At 57.7% G+C, this 16,594-nt stretch carries 22 protein-coding genes; 17 read left to right on the plus strand and 5 right to left on the minus strand.

Annotated elements, in window-relative coordinates; genetic code table 11:
- Nucleotide 1: 1 nt before the first annotated feature.
- From sctR to sctN, 5 genes are read right to left on the minus strand one after another with little or no spacing between them, the layout of a single operon-like run.
- Nucleotides 2-655, minus strand: a complete 654-nt coding sequence (gene sctR / locus FJD34_RS00690; RefSeq protein WP_090291229.1) for a type III secretion system export apparatus subunit SctR — start codon at nucleotides 653-655, stop codon at nucleotides 2-4.
- Nucleotides 652-1,584, minus strand: coding sequence for a type III secretion system cytoplasmic ring protein SctQ (sctQ, locus tag FJD34_RS00695; protein ID WP_090291228.1), 933 nt, complete (start codon nucleotides 1,582-1,584; stop codon nucleotides 652-654). The genes sctR and sctQ overlap by 4 nt, the downstream gene beginning before the upstream one ends.
- Nucleotides 1,581-2,687, minus strand: a complete 1,107-nt coding sequence (locus tag FJD34_RS28000; RefSeq protein WP_170233095.1) for a type III secretion system needle length determinant — start codon at nucleotides 2,685-2,687, stop codon at nucleotides 1,581-1,583. Before FJD34_RS28000 ends, sctQ begins: the two co-directional genes overlap by 4 nt.
- Nucleotides 2,684-3,151 carry a type III secretion system stalk subunit SctO gene (sctO, locus tag FJD34_RS00705; RefSeq protein ID WP_090291225.1) on the minus strand — a complete coding sequence of 156 codons (468 nt, stop codon included), beginning with the start codon at nucleotides 3,149-3,151 and terminating at the stop codon, nucleotides 2,684-2,686. Before sctO ends, FJD34_RS28000 begins: the two co-directional genes overlap by 4 nt.
- Nucleotides 3,148-4,470: a type III secretion system ATPase SctN gene (gene sctN / locus FJD34_RS00710; protein WP_090291224.1), complete on the minus strand. Its 1,323-nt coding sequence runs from the start codon at nucleotides 4,468-4,470 to the stop codon at nucleotides 3,148-3,150. The genes sctO and sctN overlap by 4 nt, the downstream gene beginning before the upstream one ends.
- A gap of 193 nt (nucleotides 4,471-4,663) precedes the next feature.
- Here sctN and sctW point away from each other — a divergent pair, with 193 nt between their 5' ends.
- The 17 genes from sctW (at nucleotide 4,664) to FJD34_RS00795 (ending at nucleotide 16,593) form a co-directional block, all read left to right on the plus strand.
- A complete protein-coding gene (gene sctW / locus FJD34_RS00715) occupies nucleotides 4,664-5,539 on the plus strand; it encodes a type III secretion system gatekeeper subunit SctW (RefSeq protein ID WP_090291223.1) in 876 nt (291 codons plus the stop codon).
- Entirely contained in the window at nucleotides 5,520-5,795 is a 276-nt protein-coding gene (locus FJD34_RS00720) for a TyeA family type III secretion system gatekeeper subunit (RefSeq protein ID WP_090291222.1), read from the plus strand. The genes sctW and FJD34_RS00720 overlap by 20 nt, the downstream gene beginning before the upstream one ends.
- Nucleotides 5,796-5,804: 9 nt before the next feature.
- Nucleotides 5,805-6,176, plus strand: a complete 372-nt coding sequence (gene sycN / locus FJD34_RS00725) for a type III secretion chaperone SycN (protein ID WP_090291221.1) — start codon at nucleotides 5,805-5,807, stop codon at nucleotides 6,174-6,176.
- Complete coding sequence (gene sctX / locus FJD34_RS00730) at nucleotides 6,173-6,538, plus strand: type III secretion apparatus assembly protein SctX (protein ID WP_076963253.1); 366 nt, start codon at nucleotides 6,173-6,175, stop codon at nucleotides 6,536-6,538. Before sycN ends, sctX begins: the two co-directional genes overlap by 4 nt.
- An 8-nt stretch (nucleotides 6,539-6,546) precedes the next feature.
- Nucleotides 6,547-6,888, plus strand: coding sequence for a type III secretion apparatus assembly chaperone SctY (gene sctY / locus FJD34_RS00735; RefSeq protein ID WP_090291220.1), 342 nt, complete (start codon nucleotides 6,547-6,549; stop codon nucleotides 6,886-6,888).
- On the plus strand, nucleotides 6,872-8,998 hold the full coding sequence (gene sctV / locus FJD34_RS00740; RefSeq protein ID WP_090291219.1) for a type III secretion system export apparatus subunit SctV: 2,127 nt from the start codon (nucleotides 6,872-6,874) through the stop codon (nucleotides 8,996-8,998). The genes sctY and sctV overlap by 17 nt, the downstream gene beginning before the upstream one ends.
- A complete protein-coding gene (locus FJD34_RS00745; RefSeq protein ID WP_090291218.1) occupies nucleotides 8,995-9,429 on the plus strand; it encodes an LcrR family type III secretion system chaperone in 435 nt (144 codons plus the stop codon). Before sctV ends, FJD34_RS00745 begins: the two co-directional genes overlap by 4 nt.
- A gap of 42 nt (nucleotides 9,430-9,471) precedes the next feature.
- Nucleotides 9,472-9,750, plus strand: coding sequence for an LcrG family type III secretion system chaperone (locus FJD34_RS00750; protein WP_090291217.1), 279 nt, complete (start codon nucleotides 9,472-9,474; stop codon nucleotides 9,748-9,750).
- A gap of 9 nt (nucleotides 9,751-9,759) precedes the next feature.
- The gene (locus tag FJD34_RS00755) at nucleotides 9,760-10,689 is read left to right on the plus strand and encodes a virulence-associated V antigen (RefSeq protein ID WP_090291216.1); all 930 of its coding nucleotides are present in this window, start codon (nucleotides 9,760-9,762) and stop codon (nucleotides 10,687-10,689) included.
- Between the two features lie 9 nt (nucleotides 10,690-10,698).
- Complete coding sequence (locus tag FJD34_RS00760; protein WP_090291215.1) at nucleotides 10,699-11,205, plus strand: SycD/LcrH family type III secretion system chaperone; 507 nt, start codon at nucleotides 10,699-10,701, stop codon at nucleotides 11,203-11,205.
- A complete protein-coding gene (sctE, locus tag FJD34_RS00765) occupies nucleotides 11,186-12,352 on the plus strand; it encodes a type III secretion system translocon subunit SctE (RefSeq protein WP_146552167.1) in 1,167 nt (388 codons plus the stop codon). The genes FJD34_RS00760 and sctE overlap by 20 nt, the downstream gene beginning before the upstream one ends.
- 10 nt (nucleotides 12,353-12,362) lie before the next feature.
- Complete coding sequence (locus FJD34_RS00770; protein WP_269458677.1) at nucleotides 12,363-13,253, plus strand: YopD family type III secretion system translocon subunit; 891 nt, start codon at nucleotides 12,363-12,365, stop codon at nucleotides 13,251-13,253.
- A 122-nt stretch (nucleotides 13,254-13,375) separates the two neighbouring features.
- Nucleotides 13,376-13,819, plus strand: a complete 444-nt coding sequence (locus FJD34_RS00775) for a type III secretion system chaperone (protein ID WP_090291213.1) — start codon at nucleotides 13,376-13,378, stop codon at nucleotides 13,817-13,819.
- Nucleotides 13,820-13,826: 7 nt separating this feature from the next.
- Complete coding sequence (locus tag FJD34_RS00780) at nucleotides 13,827-14,072, plus strand: T3SS regulon translocated regulator ExsE family protein (RefSeq protein WP_090291212.1); 246 nt, start codon at nucleotides 13,827-13,829, stop codon at nucleotides 14,070-14,072.
- Complete coding sequence (locus tag FJD34_RS00785) at nucleotides 14,069-14,479, plus strand: YscW family type III secretion system pilotin (RefSeq protein ID WP_090291211.1); 411 nt, start codon at nucleotides 14,069-14,071, stop codon at nucleotides 14,477-14,479. Before FJD34_RS00780 ends, FJD34_RS00785 begins: the two co-directional genes overlap by 4 nt.
- A gap of 346 nt (nucleotides 14,480-14,825) precedes the next feature.
- The gene (locus tag FJD34_RS00790; RefSeq protein WP_090293155.1) at nucleotides 14,826-15,641 is read left to right on the plus strand and encodes a helix-turn-helix transcriptional regulator; all 816 of its coding nucleotides are present in this window, start codon (nucleotides 14,826-14,828) and stop codon (nucleotides 15,639-15,641) included.
- A gap of 118 nt (nucleotides 15,642-15,759) precedes the next feature.
- Nucleotides 15,760-16,593, plus strand: a complete 834-nt coding sequence (locus tag FJD34_RS00795) for a T3SS regulon anti-activator ExsD domain-containing protein (RefSeq protein WP_090291210.1) — start codon at nucleotides 15,760-15,762, stop codon at nucleotides 16,591-16,593.
- Nucleotide 16,594: the final 1 nt, after the last annotated feature.

A 16,594-nucleotide genomic window follows, 5' to 3' on the forward strand; every position in this document is an offset into this window, starting at 1 on the left:
CTCAGCCTCCGTAACTGATGACAAGGCCGTGGGTCAACCGCGCCCAGCCGTCCAGCAGGACAAACAACAACAGTTTGAACGGCAAGGAAATGGTCATCGGTGAAACCATCATCATCCCCATTGCCAGCAGGATGTTGGAAATGATCAGGTCAATGGCAATGAAGGGCAGGTAAATCAGGAAACCGATTTCGAAGGCGCGCGTCAGTTCACTGACGGTAAAGGCTGGCAGCAAGATGAGCAAACTGTCAGGTTCGAGTCGATCGGCATACTCGCTCGGCCAGACCTGGCGTGTACTGTCGACGAAGAACGCATGTTCACGGGCCTGGATCTGTCTCTTCAGAAAGGACCGATAAGGCTCCATGCCCTCATCGAGGAACTGTTCCACCGACTGGCTGTTGCTCAGGCTGACATCGTGGGTGCGCAGATAGTCGCGAGTCGCGAAACCGACAGGTGCCATCACGTACAGGCTCAAGATGATTGCCAGGCCATACATTGCCATGTTCGGTGGAATCTGTTGTACGCCCAGCGCGTTGCGAAGCAGTGAGAAGACCACCGTCATCTTGATAAATGAGGTGGCCATGACCGCAATGAATGGTAGCAATGCCAGCAGCGCCAATCCAAAGATCAGACTGAGTTCGTCAGGCAATTGAATCATGCGGGCAGATCCTGCAGCAGGCGGTTGACACGAACACCAAGGCGATCCTGAATACTCACCAGCTCACCCGTTCCCACGCAGCGATGGTTGACCAGGATCCGCACTTCGCCGTCGAGTGGCGCGGCGAGGTCGATCAGGGACCCCGGTTGGAGGGTAGCGAGGCTGTGCAGATCGAGCGTCTGACGACCGACTTCGAAGCTGACCTGAACTGGCAGTTGATCAAGATGGGTCAGGTCATTGGGGGTTTGGAGGGGCGCATCATTGTGCATGGCAAGCAGTTCCAGTTGAGATTCATGGTGGCGAAAGTGCGCCCAGGGGCGATCTTCGACGACACCGAGCAAAGGGCTCGTAGCGTCGTGGCGTGCAGGCAGCAAGAGCAGGTCCCCCGTAGCCAATGAGTGCAGTTGCGCGGGGAGTAGACTGATCGGCCCCCATTGCAGCGAAAGCCTCAACATAACCGCGCTCAGCTCTGCGAGCGGGCGGGCGGGCACGAATGCAAGTACCGCGCTTGGGTCACTCTCCAGCCACACAACCAGGCGTTGTGCACCGCGTGTCAGGGTCAATGCCAGTGTGGGCGTGCCGGTATCGGGGGCGTCGGTGCACGGTTGTATGCTCTTCCAGGTGAGCCCTGGCAAAACGACGCTTTCCAGCTCCAGCAACGCCAATTGCAGTGGCAATGGCAGGCTGCTGAGCGCCGCTTCTTGCAGGTGGGGTTCAAGCCACGCGGCCAGGGGGGCGCTGTGGCATCGCCAATGCAACAGCAAACCTTGCCAGTGGAGGCTCAGTCGTACATCCAGCGAGTCGGGTGGCACAAGGATCGCCAGTCGGGCCTCCCCCTGCGCGAGTGGATAGCGGCTGCGGCAACGACTGAGTTTTTGTTGCAGGGCCAGTTCCCGGGGGGCGGCCCGAGGAAGCGTCAGGCTGCTCATGGCTCCTGCTCCCACTCGTCATACACATGCCTGCGTTGTCGTGAGCCCTGATCACCTCCATGTTGCTGTTGAGCAAAAGTCAACTGGATCGGCTGGCCCGGATGCAGGCGTTGCAAGCGTTCCATCAGGTCGCCACGGGCGAGTTGCAGTTGCAGCAGGCTGCCGGGGCTGGCATGTATTTCGACATGCAATTCCCCGCGTGAGTGGTTGAGCTGAACATCGACCTGGCCCAGTTGTGCCAGATTTACCTGAAGCCGCGTACTGCTGCCATTGCGGGACTCGCCAGCCTGGATGTGCACCTGCAGCATTTGCGCCAGTTTGTCGAGGTCCCTGCTGAACGACGGTTGCTCAGTGGTCTTGAGCAAGCGTGCCAGCAGTTTGTCGCCCGGGGTCTGGTGGGTGCCTGAGGCGAGCTTGGGGTCTTCTTCCGCCAAATCGAAATGCGCCTGTTCATCTTGTTCGCCCGAGGGGTTTTGTTGATCTGCAGGTGTTTGGACGGGTGCTCCATTTGCAGGAATATTCGGTGCTGCGGACAGATTTTGCTCCGGGCTCTTCATAGGCGCTGTGGGGTTGTCACGGTGGTTTGTAGCCGTCAAAGGTCGTTCGGTCGCTGACACAGGCGGGGTGGTAATCGCTGTGGCAGACGGCGTGATAGTCACTGTGGAAGACGGTGGGGTAGTCATCGTGTGAGACGGCTGGGTAGTTTCTGTGGAACACGGCGTGGCAATCGCTATGGGAGACTGCAGCATGGATGCCTGGTCAGGCTCACGGTGTTCGCCGTTCTCCTCATTCGAGGCCTGCTCGCCCGGCGTGTCGGGTTTCGGTGGCAGATCAGGGATGGTCTCGCGTTCCTTGGTATTGGCAGGTTCAGCTTTTCTGGCGTCCTCATCCAGCGGACTGCAATTGTCCTGAAGCGTTTTGCCGGGTGCGCGGTTACCGAACTTACGCGAAGCGTCGATAAGGCGTAGCTCTAGCACATCGGGTCTGCTGCCCAGCGCCCGTTCGAATTCGGCCTGGCAATTTTTGTCCGAGACTACGCGTGCCGGGAGCGATGACTGTGTAAAGACATCTTGTGGCATATCGGGTGGGGAAATTCTGCTCATGAGGCGGCCTCGGTGCGACGGAACTCTTCGAGTTCTTGTTCTTCTTTGAACTCAAGCAGCATCAACTCCTCAGCGAGGGCGTGAGCGTTCAGCTCGTTGAATTTTGCGACTTGCTGCTGAGCTTCCTGCAACTGGCGCCTGCTCAGGCGAAGGCGTTCGCGTTCCTGGGCCAGGGTTTGCGCATGTTCGGCGATGGTCTGTTCCAGTGCGGCTTCCTTTTCTCGCAAGCGGGCAACCTGCTGCTGCCATTGCTCCAGTGTTTTGCGGTTGATGGGTTGTGCCTTGCACTGCTCGAACAAGCGGGTTTCTTGTGCCTGGCGCCACTGCCGGTATTGTTTGTGATCGGCCAGTGTCGTTTGATGGAGGCGCTGCGCCTCGCCGACGCGCAACTCCTGGCGCTGCAATGCCTGTTCCGCACGCTCGACGCGCAAGCGCTTGATGCGCAACAACGTGGGGAGTGTCATCGGGTCAGGTTCGCCAGTTGTTCAAGGCAATCGGGCAGGTCACTGGGTTCATGGGTGCCTTGGCGCAGCCAGGCACGAATGGCGTCCATTTTTTCGATGGCCCGATCGGCGACCGGATCCTGACCTTTCTGGTATTCGCCAATCTTGAGCAATAACTCGACTTCTTCGTATCGGGCCAGCCACTCGCGCAACTGGTTGGCGGCGTTGCGATGCTCAGGGGTCACTATCTGGTTCATGACTCGGCTCACCGAGCGCAGTACATCGATGGCCGGGTAATGGTTGGATGCAGCCAGCTTGCGCGACAGGATGATGTGCCCATCGAGAATCGAGCGGGTTTCGTCCGCTACTGGCTCAGTCATGTCGTCACCTTCGACTAGCACGGTGTACAGCGCGGTGATGGAGCCTTTATCAGACTGACCGGCTCGCTCCATCAGCCGGGGCAGGGCTGCGAATACCGAAGGTGGAAAGCCGCGCCGAGTCGGCGGCTCGCCAGCGGCAAGGCCGATTTCGCGCTGGGCCCTGGCAAACCGGGTAACGGAGTCCATCAGCAGCAGCACGCGTTTACCCTGGTCGCGAAAGTACTCGGCAATCGTGGTGGCAACAAAGCCGGCCTTGGCGCGCTCCATTGCCGGTCGGTCAGAGGTGGCGACTACCAGTACCGAGCGTTTGAGGCCTTGCTCGCCGAGATCAGACTCGATGAATTCACGCACCTCACGCCCGCGCTCACCGACCAGCGCCAGCACAATGACGTCGACGTCCGCGCTGCGCATCAAGGTCGCCAGCAGAGTGCTCTTACCGCCGCCGGCCGCGGCGAAAATCCCCATGCGTTGTCCTTCGCCGCAAGTCAGCAGGCCGTCGATGGTGCGCACGCCAAGGGAAATCGGTCGCTCGATCAGCTTGCGGCTCATGGGGTCGGGCGCATCGCGGTAAACCGGGTACCACGCCGCGGGCTCACCCAGGCTGCTGCCATTGAGCGGCTGGCCCAGGCCATCGAGCACCTGGCCCAGCAAGTGATCGCCGACGCCTACCTGGTGCATGGTGCCGGTCGGGCTGACCTCGGTGTTCGAGGAGACACCAAGCATTTCGCCCAGAGGGGTCAGGAGTGCCTGATGTTGCTGGAAACCAATGACTTCAGCCATCAGTGACAGCGAGTGGTCGGGGTTGCGCAATTGGCAAAGCTCGCCGATGCGCGCACCGGGCACCACTGCTTTGAGCAGTGTGCCGGTGACTTGCGTGACCCGGCCGCGGATTTGAATCAGCCGACATTTATCGATGGCCTGCAGCATCTGGCCGGTGATGTGTTCGAGTGAGAGGTGCATGGTCGACTTGGGTATGGGACTAGCGACCACTATAGATAAAGGCCCGCTCCGGTAATTTCAGTCCCGGTCGCAAGTTTTTAGAAATTGGTTGGTGTAATGCCTAAAAAAAAGCGACCGATTTTGGCAGAGGCGACCGTAGTCCAATTCCTACAATGGCTGTCATGCGTATGTTGTCGGCAAGTGAGTACCCTGTATGGCCATTATTCAGAGCGTTATCCCCGCGGTGTCAGTGCCGGATCGACAGGCTGAGCCGGTCATTGCACGCGATAGTCGACTGGTCGGGAGTTTCCAGGGCGAGCGCGTGCAATACATCTCCACCAGCCAGGCGCTGGCCGACGCGGCGGAAGAGCTGACCTTCGTATTCTCCGAGCGAGTGGAAAAATCCCTGGCCAAGCGCAGCGTCAGTGATGGTCAGGCGCGCCTGAGCGAAATCCTCGAGATGCTTGAGGAGTACCTCAAGAAAGTTCCTGATCTTGAGGCCCGGCAAAAGCTCGAAGCGTTGGTTGCGCACCTCGGCAGTAGCCAGTTAAGCAACCTCGCGCAGCTCAAGGCCTATCTCAAGGGGTTCTCCCGCGAGGTCAGTCACCAGTTTGTTGCACTCACCTATGCACGCCAGGAACTGGCCGGTAAAACCGATGCCCGGGCAATGGTCGAGCTGATCGACCAGGCGTTGCTGGAAATGGCCCAGGAGCATGGCCAGGCCATCGAGCTGGGCTTGCAGATCGGGCCCTTGGCCAAGGAGGCGGCGGAGCAGGGCGTCGGCGACATCCAGTCACTGCGTGACACCTATCGCGATGCCGTCATGGACTATCGCGGTCTGAGCTCGGCGTGGAACGACATTAATGCGCGGTTCGGCAGTTCGATGCTCGAAGGTGTGGCGGGATTCTTGATGAAAGCCTTGAGCGCCGACCTCGACAGCCAGCAAACCCGGCTCGACCCGGTCAAGCTCGAACGGGTGATGAGCGACATGCACAAGCTGCGAGTGCTGACGAGTATGTCGGATCAGGTCAATGCATTGTGGCAGGCGCTGGTGACGGGGGAGCGAGGTCATGGCATACGGGCCTTCTGATCTGATGGGAGGGCTGATTGGGCTGGTCGACAAGCGCTGGGCGAGTGTTCAGGACGTGCAGCGATTGATCGTGCCGCTGGGGATCAAGGACGCTGCGCGTCAGATCCATTTCTTTCGTGAGATCAAGCGGCTGATCCGCCTGATCCCTACGGAAATTTTCACCGATGAGGAGCAGCGTCAGAACCTGCTCAATGCCTGTCAGCTGGCGCTGGATTTGGCTATTGATCAGGAAGAAGACGAATGGCAAGCACAATGAGTGAGCGACATGCACTGGATTGACCAAGCATTGGCGCAGTTCTGTCAGGACCTGGGTGTGGTCGTACCGACTCCGTTGGGGGCGCTGATCCAGCTGGAGTTCGAGGAAACCGGCACGCTGCAACTGGAGCAGCACGATCGCAAGTTGACCTTGTGGCTGGCTGTTGATCTGGAGTGGCATCAGGTTCATCAGGGCGCGGTGCGTGCCTTGGCGATGGTCTTTAGCCGCACCGGGCCTGAGCTGCCACTGCGTTGTGGATGGGCTGGTGACACGCGTCTACTGCTATTGATTACCCTGGATGAGCGGCGCGTCAGCGCATTGGTTTTGCACCAGGCGTTGCGCACATTGAGTGCGGCGCGCCAAACGGTGCTTGCGCCGTGAGTCGGATCAGTGCCCCGCACATCGGCATTGAGCACCTGACCGAGGTTGGCGATCAGCATTTCGCATCGGGCTTGCCCGAGCGCTATGTGCTGCCACCTGACGGCCATTGCATTGAAGCTCATCTTGATAATCTGTACCCGGCAGATCTCGCCGGGCGGCGTTTGCAGGCGTTTGCCTGCCCCCATGAAGGTTTCCACGCGTTACTCCGGCCACAGGCATTTCGCCAGGCCCTGACAGACCTCAAACAGCAAGTCTGTTCATCTGATGCGCCCGAGTTTCAGGCGCTCTCGGCGCTGTTGCAAGCGCGTAGCGAAGATGAGTACTTGCTGCAGATGGCCCTCCATTTGCTGCACAAGGTATGACTCCACCCATGATGTTGAAACCGATACAGCAAAGCCTGTTGCTGTTGCTTGGCTGGCTGCAGCTGCAGTGCGGCCAGCCAGCGCATGCGCGGATATTCCTTGAGGCCCTGTTGGCCGTTGAACCGACTCATCGTCAGGGGCGTCGGGCGCTGGTGGTGGCGCTGTTGCAGCTGGAGGCGGGCGAACAGGCCGAGCAACAGTGTGATCGGTTGTTGTCTGAAGGCGAGGAAGACTTCGCGCTGTGGGACTGCGTCAGTCGTGCGTGCCATTTGCAGGGGCGTATTGGCGATGCACGCGTGGCGCATGAGCGATTCCTGAGCCAGCGGGAGGCCCATGAACCGGCTCTCTGAATTTGTGAGGCTGGCGGGCGAGCGCCAGGACATCATGCTGGCGGTGATGCTGCTGGCGGTTGTGTTCATGATGATCCTGCCGCTGCCACCGTTTCTGCTGGACATCCTGATTGCAATCAACATCACAGTGTCGGTGGTGTTGATGATGATGTCCGTCTACATCAGTTCACCGTTGCAGTTTTCGGTGTTCCCTGCGGTGCTGTTGATAACCACCTTGTTCCGGCTGGCGTTGTCGGTCAGTACTACGCGGATGATTTTGCTGGAGGCCGACGCGGGCCAGATCGTCTACACGTTCGGCAACTTCGTCGTGGGCGGTAATCTGGTCGTGGGTTGCATCATCTTTCTGATCATCACCATTGTGCAGTTCCTGGTGATCACCAAAGGTGCCGAGCGTGTCGCTGAAGTGAGTGCGCGGTTTTCTCTGGATGCCATGCCCGGCAAGCAGATGAGTATCGACGGTGATATGCGCGCCGGGGTCATCGATGTCAATGAGGCGCGTGACCGGCGTGCGGTGATCGAGAAAGAGAGCCAGATGTTCGGCTCGATGGACGGCGCGATGAAGTTTGTCAAAGGTGATGCGATTGCCGGCCTGATCATTATCTTCATCAATATTCTGGCCGGTATCACCATCGGTGTGGCCCAGAAGGGCATGACTGCCGGCGACGCCTTGCAGCTCTATTCGGTGCTGACCATCGGCGATGGCATGGTCAGCCAGGTGCCGGCCCTGTTGATTGCCATTACAGCCGGGATCATCGTGACCCGGGACTCCTCGGACGGTACGTCGGATCTGGGCAGTGACATCGGTGATCAGGTGGTGGCCCAGCCCAAGGCATTGCTGATTGGGGGTGTATTGCTGGTGTTGTTCGGGCTGATTCCCGGGTTTCCCACCGTCACCTTCATGCTGCTGGCGGTACTGGTGGGTGGGGGGGGGTACTTTATGTTGTTGCGTCAGCGCGGGATGGCTGCCGAGGGCAACCCAAGAGATTTACCTACCTTGCTGGCGCAAGGTGCGGGAGCTGCATCATCAGCCAAGCCCAAGGCCAAGCCGACGGGCAACAAGTCCAAGGGCACGCGACTGGGGGATAAGGAAGAGTTCGCGATGACCGTGCCCTTGCTGATCGATGTGGGGGCTAGCATGCAGCAGGAGTTGGAGGCGTTCGCGCTCAATGATGAGCTGGTCAGGGTGCGGCGTGCGCTCTATCTGGATTTTGGTGTGCCGTTTCCGGGTATCCATCTGCGTTTCAATGAAGGCTTGAAAGACGGTGAATACCTGATTCAGTTGCAAGAAGTGCCGGTGGCCCGTGGGCGCTTGCGCAGCGAACGGCTGCTGGTGCAGGAGCGCGCCAGTCAACTGGAGCTCATTGGTGTGCCCTTTGAAGAAGGCGAGCCGGTGCTGCCGGGCAAGCCGACTCTGTGGGTGAGTACCGAGCACCAAGGTCGGCTGGAACGATCCGGCTGCGCCTTCCTGAGCATGGACCAAGTGCTGACCTGGCACCTTTCCCATGTGTTGCGCGAGTACGCCGAAGATTTTATTGGCATCCAGGAAACCCGTTATCTGCTGGAACAAATGGAGCACAGCTATTCGGAACTGGTGAAGGAGGCCCAGCGCATCATTCCGCTGCAACGCATGACTGAAATTCTCCAGCGCCTGGTCGGTGAAGACATCTCGATCCGCAATCTGCGCGCGATTCTGGAAGCCATGGTGGAGTGGGGGCAGAAAGAGAAGGACGTGGTGCAGTTGACCGAATACATCCGCAGCAGCCTCAAGCGCTACATCTGCTACAAGTATTCGAGCGGCAACAACATCCTGCCGGCCTACCTGCTGGACCAGCAGGTCGAAGAACAGATCCGTGGCGGCATCCGCCAGACCAGTGCCGGCAGCTATCTGGCGCTCGATCCGGCGGTCACCCAAGCCTTTCTCGAACAAGTCCGGCAGACCGTCGGCGACCTCTCGCAAATGCAGAGCAAGCCGGTGCTGATCGTGTCGATGGACATTCGCCGCTACGTGCGCAAGTTGATCGAAGGCGATTATTACGGCTTGCCGGTGCTCTCCTACCAGGAGCTGACCCAGCAAATCAACATCCAGCCACTGGGCCGGGTGACGTTATGACGCGCGACCCATTGGTGGGCTGGCTACAGGCGCACGGGCATGACACCCACCCACATTTCTTGCGTCACAGCACACTGCCGCTGGGCCGCAAGTTTGTGTATGGCGGCTGCGAACTGGCCTGGCGCTGTGAAGGGGCACGGGTCTGGATCGTCATGCTGCGCCGGGTCGACGGGCGCCATGGCCTGGTCAATTCTTTTGCCGCGCTACATGTGCTGGCCGAGGCGGTTCTCGCGGTGTTGGGCGCGCAAGCCAAGCTCTACGGCAAGGTACAGGCGATGGCGGACAGCCCGCTGGATGGCACGCGGATGGCGCGTTTCTATCGTCGTTGGACTGGCGCGGCCGAGCTGCAGAACGGTTGGTACGAGCTGGCGGCGGGGCAGGTGTGTTCGCTACGCACCATCAGAAAACGACAAATAATCGACCGTACCTGACAGGAAGCCAGGCGCTCTATCCCTACTATAGGAGCCATGGATATGTACGACGAACCCTACGCAAAAACCCTTCAGGCTGCCGAGCAGGCCATTGAAGACAATGAGCACCGCGAGCGGTTGCTCAGTGAAATGTGGGAAGGCCTGGCGTTGCCTGCCGAGGTCCGTGACCGGGTCTTTCGGTCACCGGACCAGGCACTTGTACAGATAGCAGAACAAGAGCTGTTGCAGGAAGTGCGGCGGATGCGCATCAGCCGCCCACCGGTTGCCGATGAAGGAAAACGACAACGGCGTCCGGCGTCGATGCGTGGACTTGTGGTGTAAGGAACCTCTATGGATATCAGGCATTACCAGCAAGACCTGTCGGGATTTTTGAATACGTTGCAGACGCTTCCAGCCGATCAATTGCGCGGTCGTGCAACTGATGCATTGGCAGAGCTTAGGGCACTGATCAGTAACCGCAACGTCACCTTTACCCATGCCAGCCAGACTCTGTCGGATGCCCAGGTAGAAAAGCTGCTGGCCTATTTTCTGCCGCCTGGATCGAACTTGAAGGGCAGCCTGTATGAGCTGCAAATCAAGTCCGGGATCGAGTCGGTCAAGCAACTGATCAACCAGTACGCCGATGCGAAGCCAGGGCAGCCCTGGCCGTTGAAAGAGTTCCTGGCCAAGGCGCATTTCGGGTTGACCAGTGACCGGATCGACGATGACGTACGGGGCGTTTATGAAGAGGTTCTGCTGATACAGGATGGCAAGCGCACCGCGCTGCGTGATGACCTCAAGGCTCTGACTGCCGAGCTCAACATTTACAGCAAGATCCAGTCGCAGATCAACGCGAAGCTGGCCGCTAAAAAAGAGATCGAAATCGAGCCGGGACTCAACCTGTTCGATCGCAGCTTATACGGCTACCCCGACGACAAGAGCTGGCAGGCCAGTGCGGAATACAAACTGCTGACAGGGCTCGACACCTACCGTACCGGCACGCTGAGCATCAAAAGCTTCCTCAGTGGCGCACCGAAGGAAAGTGGGGCGATGAACCCCGGTGACTTACTCAACAAATACGAGTTCAAGGACGAGAACAACCCCATCGCCAACTTCGCCACGACGGTGGGCGACCGCTCCCGCCCGATCAACGACAAAGTCAGTGAGAAAACCACGCTGTTGAACGATGTCAGCTCTCGCTACAACTCGGCCATCGAGGCCCTGAATCGCTTCGTTCAGAAGTACGACAGCATGATGCGTGACATTCTAAATGCCATATAGGAACGGTTGATGAGCCAGCAAGAACACGATGTGTCTGAGGAATACGAGAAAGAACTGGAAGCGTTTTTGCGCGATGGCGGCACGCTGGCCATGCTCAGGAACATCTCCAGCGACAGCCTTGAGCAGCTCTACTCCCTGGCGTTCAATCAATACCAGGCCGGCAAGTGGGATGACGCCCACAAGATTTTTCAGTCGCTGTGCATGCTTGATCATTACGACGTTCGGTTCTTTTTGGGATTGGGCGCGTGCAGGCAGGCCATGGGGCAGCTTGAGCTGGCACTGCAGAGCTTCAGTTACGGCGCGCTGATCGATATCAACGAGCCCAGATTTCCATTTCATGCTGGCGAGTGTCACCTGCAGTTGGGTGATCTCGACGGGGCCGAGAGTGGCTTCTACTCGGCTCAGGCCTTGGCCGCAGCACAGCCGGCGCACTCGGTTTTGGCCGAACGTGCTGGCGCCATGTTGGAAGCCGTACTAGCGAGAAAGGATCAACATAATGAATCCGATAACGTTTGATCGCGTTGCGCTTGCCACGGGGAACGTTGCTGCAAGCGACCCCGTGGGGCGCCCACGCAATGATCGTGGGGGGGATGCGCTAACGGTCTCCCGGGTCGAGGCGGATGGCCGATCGGCCGTCACGTCCCAAGGGGTGCAATTGACCGCGCCGTCGGCGGCAAGTCAGCAGCGCCTGGATGTCGGGACTCGGGCGGACATCAACCGCCTGGTGCAGTCCGTGCGCCAGGATACTGGGCTGGCCCAGCGTTTTGTCGCTGAAACTGCTCGGTTAGGCGTGGCGCGGCTCAGCTCGGTGGAGGACTTCGAGATTGAATTGGCCAAACTGACTGGCGAGCTGGAGTCCACGCAGAAAAAGCTCAAGCTTGAAGAAATCAAGATGGCGCGTGAGCAAAACCTGCAAAAGATCGAGGAAAACCAGAAGAAGATTCTGGAGGCGACCGAGGCTGCAAAAGAAGCCCAGAAGTCTGGCTTGATAGGTAAGATTTTTGGCTGGATCAGTGCCATTGCCTCGATCATCGTGGGTGCCATTCTGGTAGCGACGGGTGTCGGCGCGGCCGCCGGAGCACTGATGATTGCCGGGGGTGTAATGGGTGTTGTTTCCCAGGCTGTGCAACAAGCGGCGAAGGACGGATTGATCAGTAAAGAAGTGATGGAAAAGCTCGGACCGGCTCTGATGGGGATCGAAATCGCCATCGCTGTGATGGCTGCGGTAGTCAGTTTCGGGGGGGCTGCCGTAGGGGCGGTCGCCAAGGTGGGTGCAAAAATCGGTGGCAAGGCTGCCGAGCTCACTGCCAGTCTAGCCGGCAAAGTGGCGGATTTGGGTAGCAAGTTCGGCAACGTGGCCAGTCAGTCTCTGTCCCATGGTGCCAAGCTCGGGATGCAGATTTCCGACGTGACCCTGGATGTCGCCAACGGTGCGGCGCAAACCGCCAACTCGGCGTTTCAGGCCAAGGCTGCCGATAAACAGGCCGATGCCCTGGAGACTCGCTCCGAACTCACGCAGTTTCAGGCCGTCATGGACAAGCTCAAGGAAGAACTCAGTCGCATGGTCGAGTCGTTTTTGCAGGTCATGGAGCAGATTTTCCAGATGATCAATGCGAAGGGCGACACCCTGCATAACCTTTCCAGCCGTCCTGCGGCTATCTGAGGAATACATCATGATGATTGAAACAGGCTATGGCGCTCACGGGCTGGGTCAGATTGGCAATACTCAGTCGCTGGAAAAAACTCAAGCAGGCGTACGAACTGAAACTGTTCACAGCGCGAATACGGCACTGCCCGGCGAATCGAAGAAGAGCTCGGGTGTCGACCTGATAGAGCCGAGGCAAGTGTTCAAGCCCGAGGGGCTGGGCAAGGTCAGCAGTGAACTCAATGGTAGTGTGGAGCTGATGGTGCTGTTGTTTCGCATCGCGCAGAAGGCCCGCGAGTTGGGGATTGTCCAGCGCGACAGCGAGAACACCTCGATCATCAATGCGCAGAAGTCCCAAGTGGACGAAATGCGCAGCGGTTCGAAGCTGATGATTGCGATGGCGGTGATCTCCGGTGTGATGGCCCTTGCATCGGCGGTTACCGGTGCCATTGGTGCGGTCAAGAATGGCAAGGCGATCAGCCAGGAAAAAGTGCTGGAGAGCAACATTGCCGGGCGCAATGAGCTGATCGACGCGAAGATGCAAGCGCTAGGCAAAACCTCCAAAGCCGACCGTGTTGAAATCGGCAAGGTCTGGGTCAAGGATCAGGCGGCCGATAGCAGTGCCCTCAAGCTGGCTGGGCAGGGCGTGGATAACCGCAATGCCAAGCTGCAAAGCATCAATGGCGTGAACCAGGCACTTGGACAGATGTCCAGCAACTCGGTGCAAGTCGAGCAAACGGCTATTCAGGCCAATGCCAAGGAAGATGAAGTCAACGCGTCAATTGCCCAGAGCGAAAAGCAGAAGGTCGAAGACCAGTTGAGCTACAACGCCAACTTTATGAAAGAGATGCTGCAACTGCTTGCGCAGTACACCCAGAACTACAATCAGGCCTGGCGGGCCGCCGCTGGCGTGGCTTGATCTGATCTTGATATAGGAAAAAAGCCACAGTGATGTGGCTTTTTTCTTAAAAGAAAAGCCCGTCAGTGACAAAACCCGCTCATGTCAGGGTGCTAGCATTCGCCTAGTTCGAGGGGACGTGCATGGATTTGAGTATCAGGGTCAACCGGCTGCTTGCCGAGTTTGCCAATCGCAGTGGCCTTCCTGCTTTATCGCTGGATGAAGAGGGAATAGCCAGTCTGCTGTTTGACGATAAGTTGGGCGTGACGCTGGTTTTACTGGCAGGACGCGAGCGATTGGTTATGGAAGCGGATGTGGCGGGAATCGAAACGTTCGGCGACGCAATCTTCCGGCAGTTGGCGAGTTTCAATCGGTACTGGTATCGCTTCGATCTGCATTTTGGTTTTGATGAGGCAGCGGGCCTGGTGCAGCTATACGCCCAGATACCCGCGGCCGAGTTGACCCTGGAACGCTTCGAAACCACCTTGGCCAACCTGCTTGATCACGCCGAGTTTTGGCAGCAATTGCTGCCGGGACATGAGGGTGGCGACCAAACAATATCCAAGCCCGCCGGTATGAGGGTTTAAGTGAGTCATGAAGATAGAAAGCACTGGCATTTCACCAGCGGCCACGAGTGACGGTGCGCCAACATCTGGAAGCTTTGCCGGGCGCTCGTTCAGTCAGGTGCCCAGTCGCCAGGAGGGAGGCATCAGCGTTGCGCAGTTGGGTCGCTGGCTGGCGGTACAGGTGGAGGTCGATCAACAGAGTGAGCAACACTTACAGCGTTTGGTCGATGGCGAGATTGCCCCTCTTTATGAGCGCAAGGTTCGTCAACCGTGAGGAAGACGCTGCTATTCAGCGTTTTTCTTGCCTTGGGGGGCTGCGTCAGTGTGCCTTCGCCGCCGGCAAAATTGATTGATATGAGAGGGCAGGTGCGCACGCCTTCACCGATTTCACAACCTGCCTACGTCAGTGTGCGGCTCTACTCGGTGATCCAGCAGCAGCTGCGGCTGGTTGCCCAGGCTCGTTATCGGGTGACGGCGTTGCCGTTGCACTTTGCCTTTCGTCTGATGCCGACGCAGGTGGTCGGTGACGGCCTGCTGGTGCGCAGTGAGCTGGCTTGGTCAGATGACGGGGCTGTGCAGTCGAGAAGTTGGCAGTCGGTGGTGCCTGGTGAAAGTATGAATATTCAGCTTGGGCAACTACTCTGCTATCCGAAATGCACTATTTCGGTGGCGACGAAATGATCTTGAAATATTTTGTATTTATTTAGCGCCTGTTGAAATAGAAGGGCGTTTCGATAGGTGGGTAACTAAATAAAGTTATCGGAGCTTCGTCTGGTAAGAGTAATTACTCTAATGGCTATGATTAATCGCAATGACGGTTGTCATTGAGTTAGTCATCCTGACTTCATAGAATCAGTGCACTGTTTGAGCCAACAAATAGAGAATCCGCCACTGCTAGATTCCAGGCTCTCGCGTCACAGGATTCAAGCGCAAAATCTTCGCGCAGCAGTATTTAGAAGTTGAGTTTCGTACGATGCCTACTTGGGCACCGTACAAATGGTATGTGCAGGTTCGGGGTCACAATAAAATGCAAGGTGCCAGCACACGTGCTCGGAAACAGATAAAGCTGTGCCGGTGGTCTATTCCGACGTTTGAGTTTGTATCGAACGGTGAAGAGGGGATTTATATCCTTATCGAAGGGCAGGTCACGGTTCAAGATTGTAATGCGACAGTTTGTCTCATGCCTGGCGAGCTATTGTTTGCGCGCAGAGGTAACTATGTCGTGAGTACGGGCGAACACGATTGTCTTTTACTTTGGATCCCATTATCGGTTCAGTTTTTACAGAAGTTTGTTCAGCGTTTTGGTTCTTTATTGAGTGAAGTAGAGCGCTGGGATGGGCCGGGGGTTAGTCTCATTGCGTTTGCTAGTACGCCGTTGATGGCGGACTGCATAAAGGGGCTCGAAGGGCTGATGGTGCATGAACACCCACCGATGCTGGCGTTGTTGCGCGTCGAAGAGTTGTTGATGCTGTTTGCTTTCAGTCCCCAGGGCCCGGCGCTGATGTCAGTATTGCGTCAGCAGGGAAGTCGGCACGTCGAGCGTTTACAGGTGTTCATGGAGCAGCACTACCTCAAGGAGTGGCGGCTCTGCCAGTTTTCCCGAGAGTTCGGAATGGGCTTGACCACGTTCAAGGAACTGTTCGGGTCGGTCTATGGCGTTTCTCCCCGAGCGTGGATCAGTGAGCGGCGTATCCTCTACTCCCATCATCTATTGCTTAACAGCGAAATGAGCATTGTGGACATCGCGATGGAAAGCGGTTTTTCCAGCCAGTCTTACTTCACTCAGAGCTATCGTCGTCGTTTCGGGTGTACTCCCAGTCGTTCAAGACAAGGAAAAGAATAGCGGCGGACTAAAAAAAAATGACGTTTTTTGCAAGTTTAGTCCGTTGCTCCTCAGTAAGATTGGTCGCAGTGGAAGACGCTGACGGGTGTGCTACGAAACGAGATAGTCAAGGCAGAAGATGAGCCAGGAAGACCAAAATCAAACCCCTCAAGCTGGTATTTTTGCTGGTCGTCGGGTGTTTGTAGTAGGCCGGGATGCCCGCGGTCGAGGCCGAGCAGCTGGGTGTGTATCAGCCAGTGTGTACCGTGAGTCGGGAATTATTAGTGTGCGACAGTTGATCTTGTTGCAACGCTTGCTGCCGCGTGTACGGCTGGAGCAGCTGTTCCAGTCCAATTGGCTGCAACAACGCTTGGCCCGTGGCATGGCGCTCGAACGCGGGGATATTCAATTGGTACTGCGTCAGGCTCGCGCCCAAGGTGAGGACTGGTGCAATTGGTTGGGCGACCGGATCAATCTAGCCTCGACTCAGGCCCTCATCGATTGGGTTCTGCTGCCGGTATACAGCTGGTGGGAAAGCCTTTTTGATGAAGCGGTACCCAATTGGCGTTCGGCATTGATCGAGTACGAAATACAGGCACGCCAGTTGCGGATCAAGGCCGAGTTCTGGCGCTTGGCCGGAGAAACCAATGCGCAATTAGCGCAACAGGAACTGGCCAAAATCGCTCAATGTCGGGCAAAGACCGACGCTGAAATTGCCAATATGGTACGCAAGTTGGGCGCCATCTCCGAGCAGGCACAGCTGGCCTGGCCCAATTGGCATCAAGGCATGTCCATGTTGCTGGCTGACGGCAAGCTCGATGGGTTTTCTCCTGTCCCGGTGGTGTTGAGCCCTCTGTGGGAGCCGCTGGCCAGGCTTGACGACGACGCGGGTGCCGCGGATGCCGTTCAGCACTGGCTGTATGAACGTAGCCTGTGCCAGGCGAACGACCACTTTTACTGGCAAGGCTCCTGAC

Source organism: Pseudomonas brenneri (assembly GCF_007858285.1).
Taxonomy (GTDB): Bacteria; Pseudomonadota; Gammaproteobacteria; order Pseudomonadales; family Pseudomonadaceae; genus Aquipseudomonas; species Aquipseudomonas brenneri.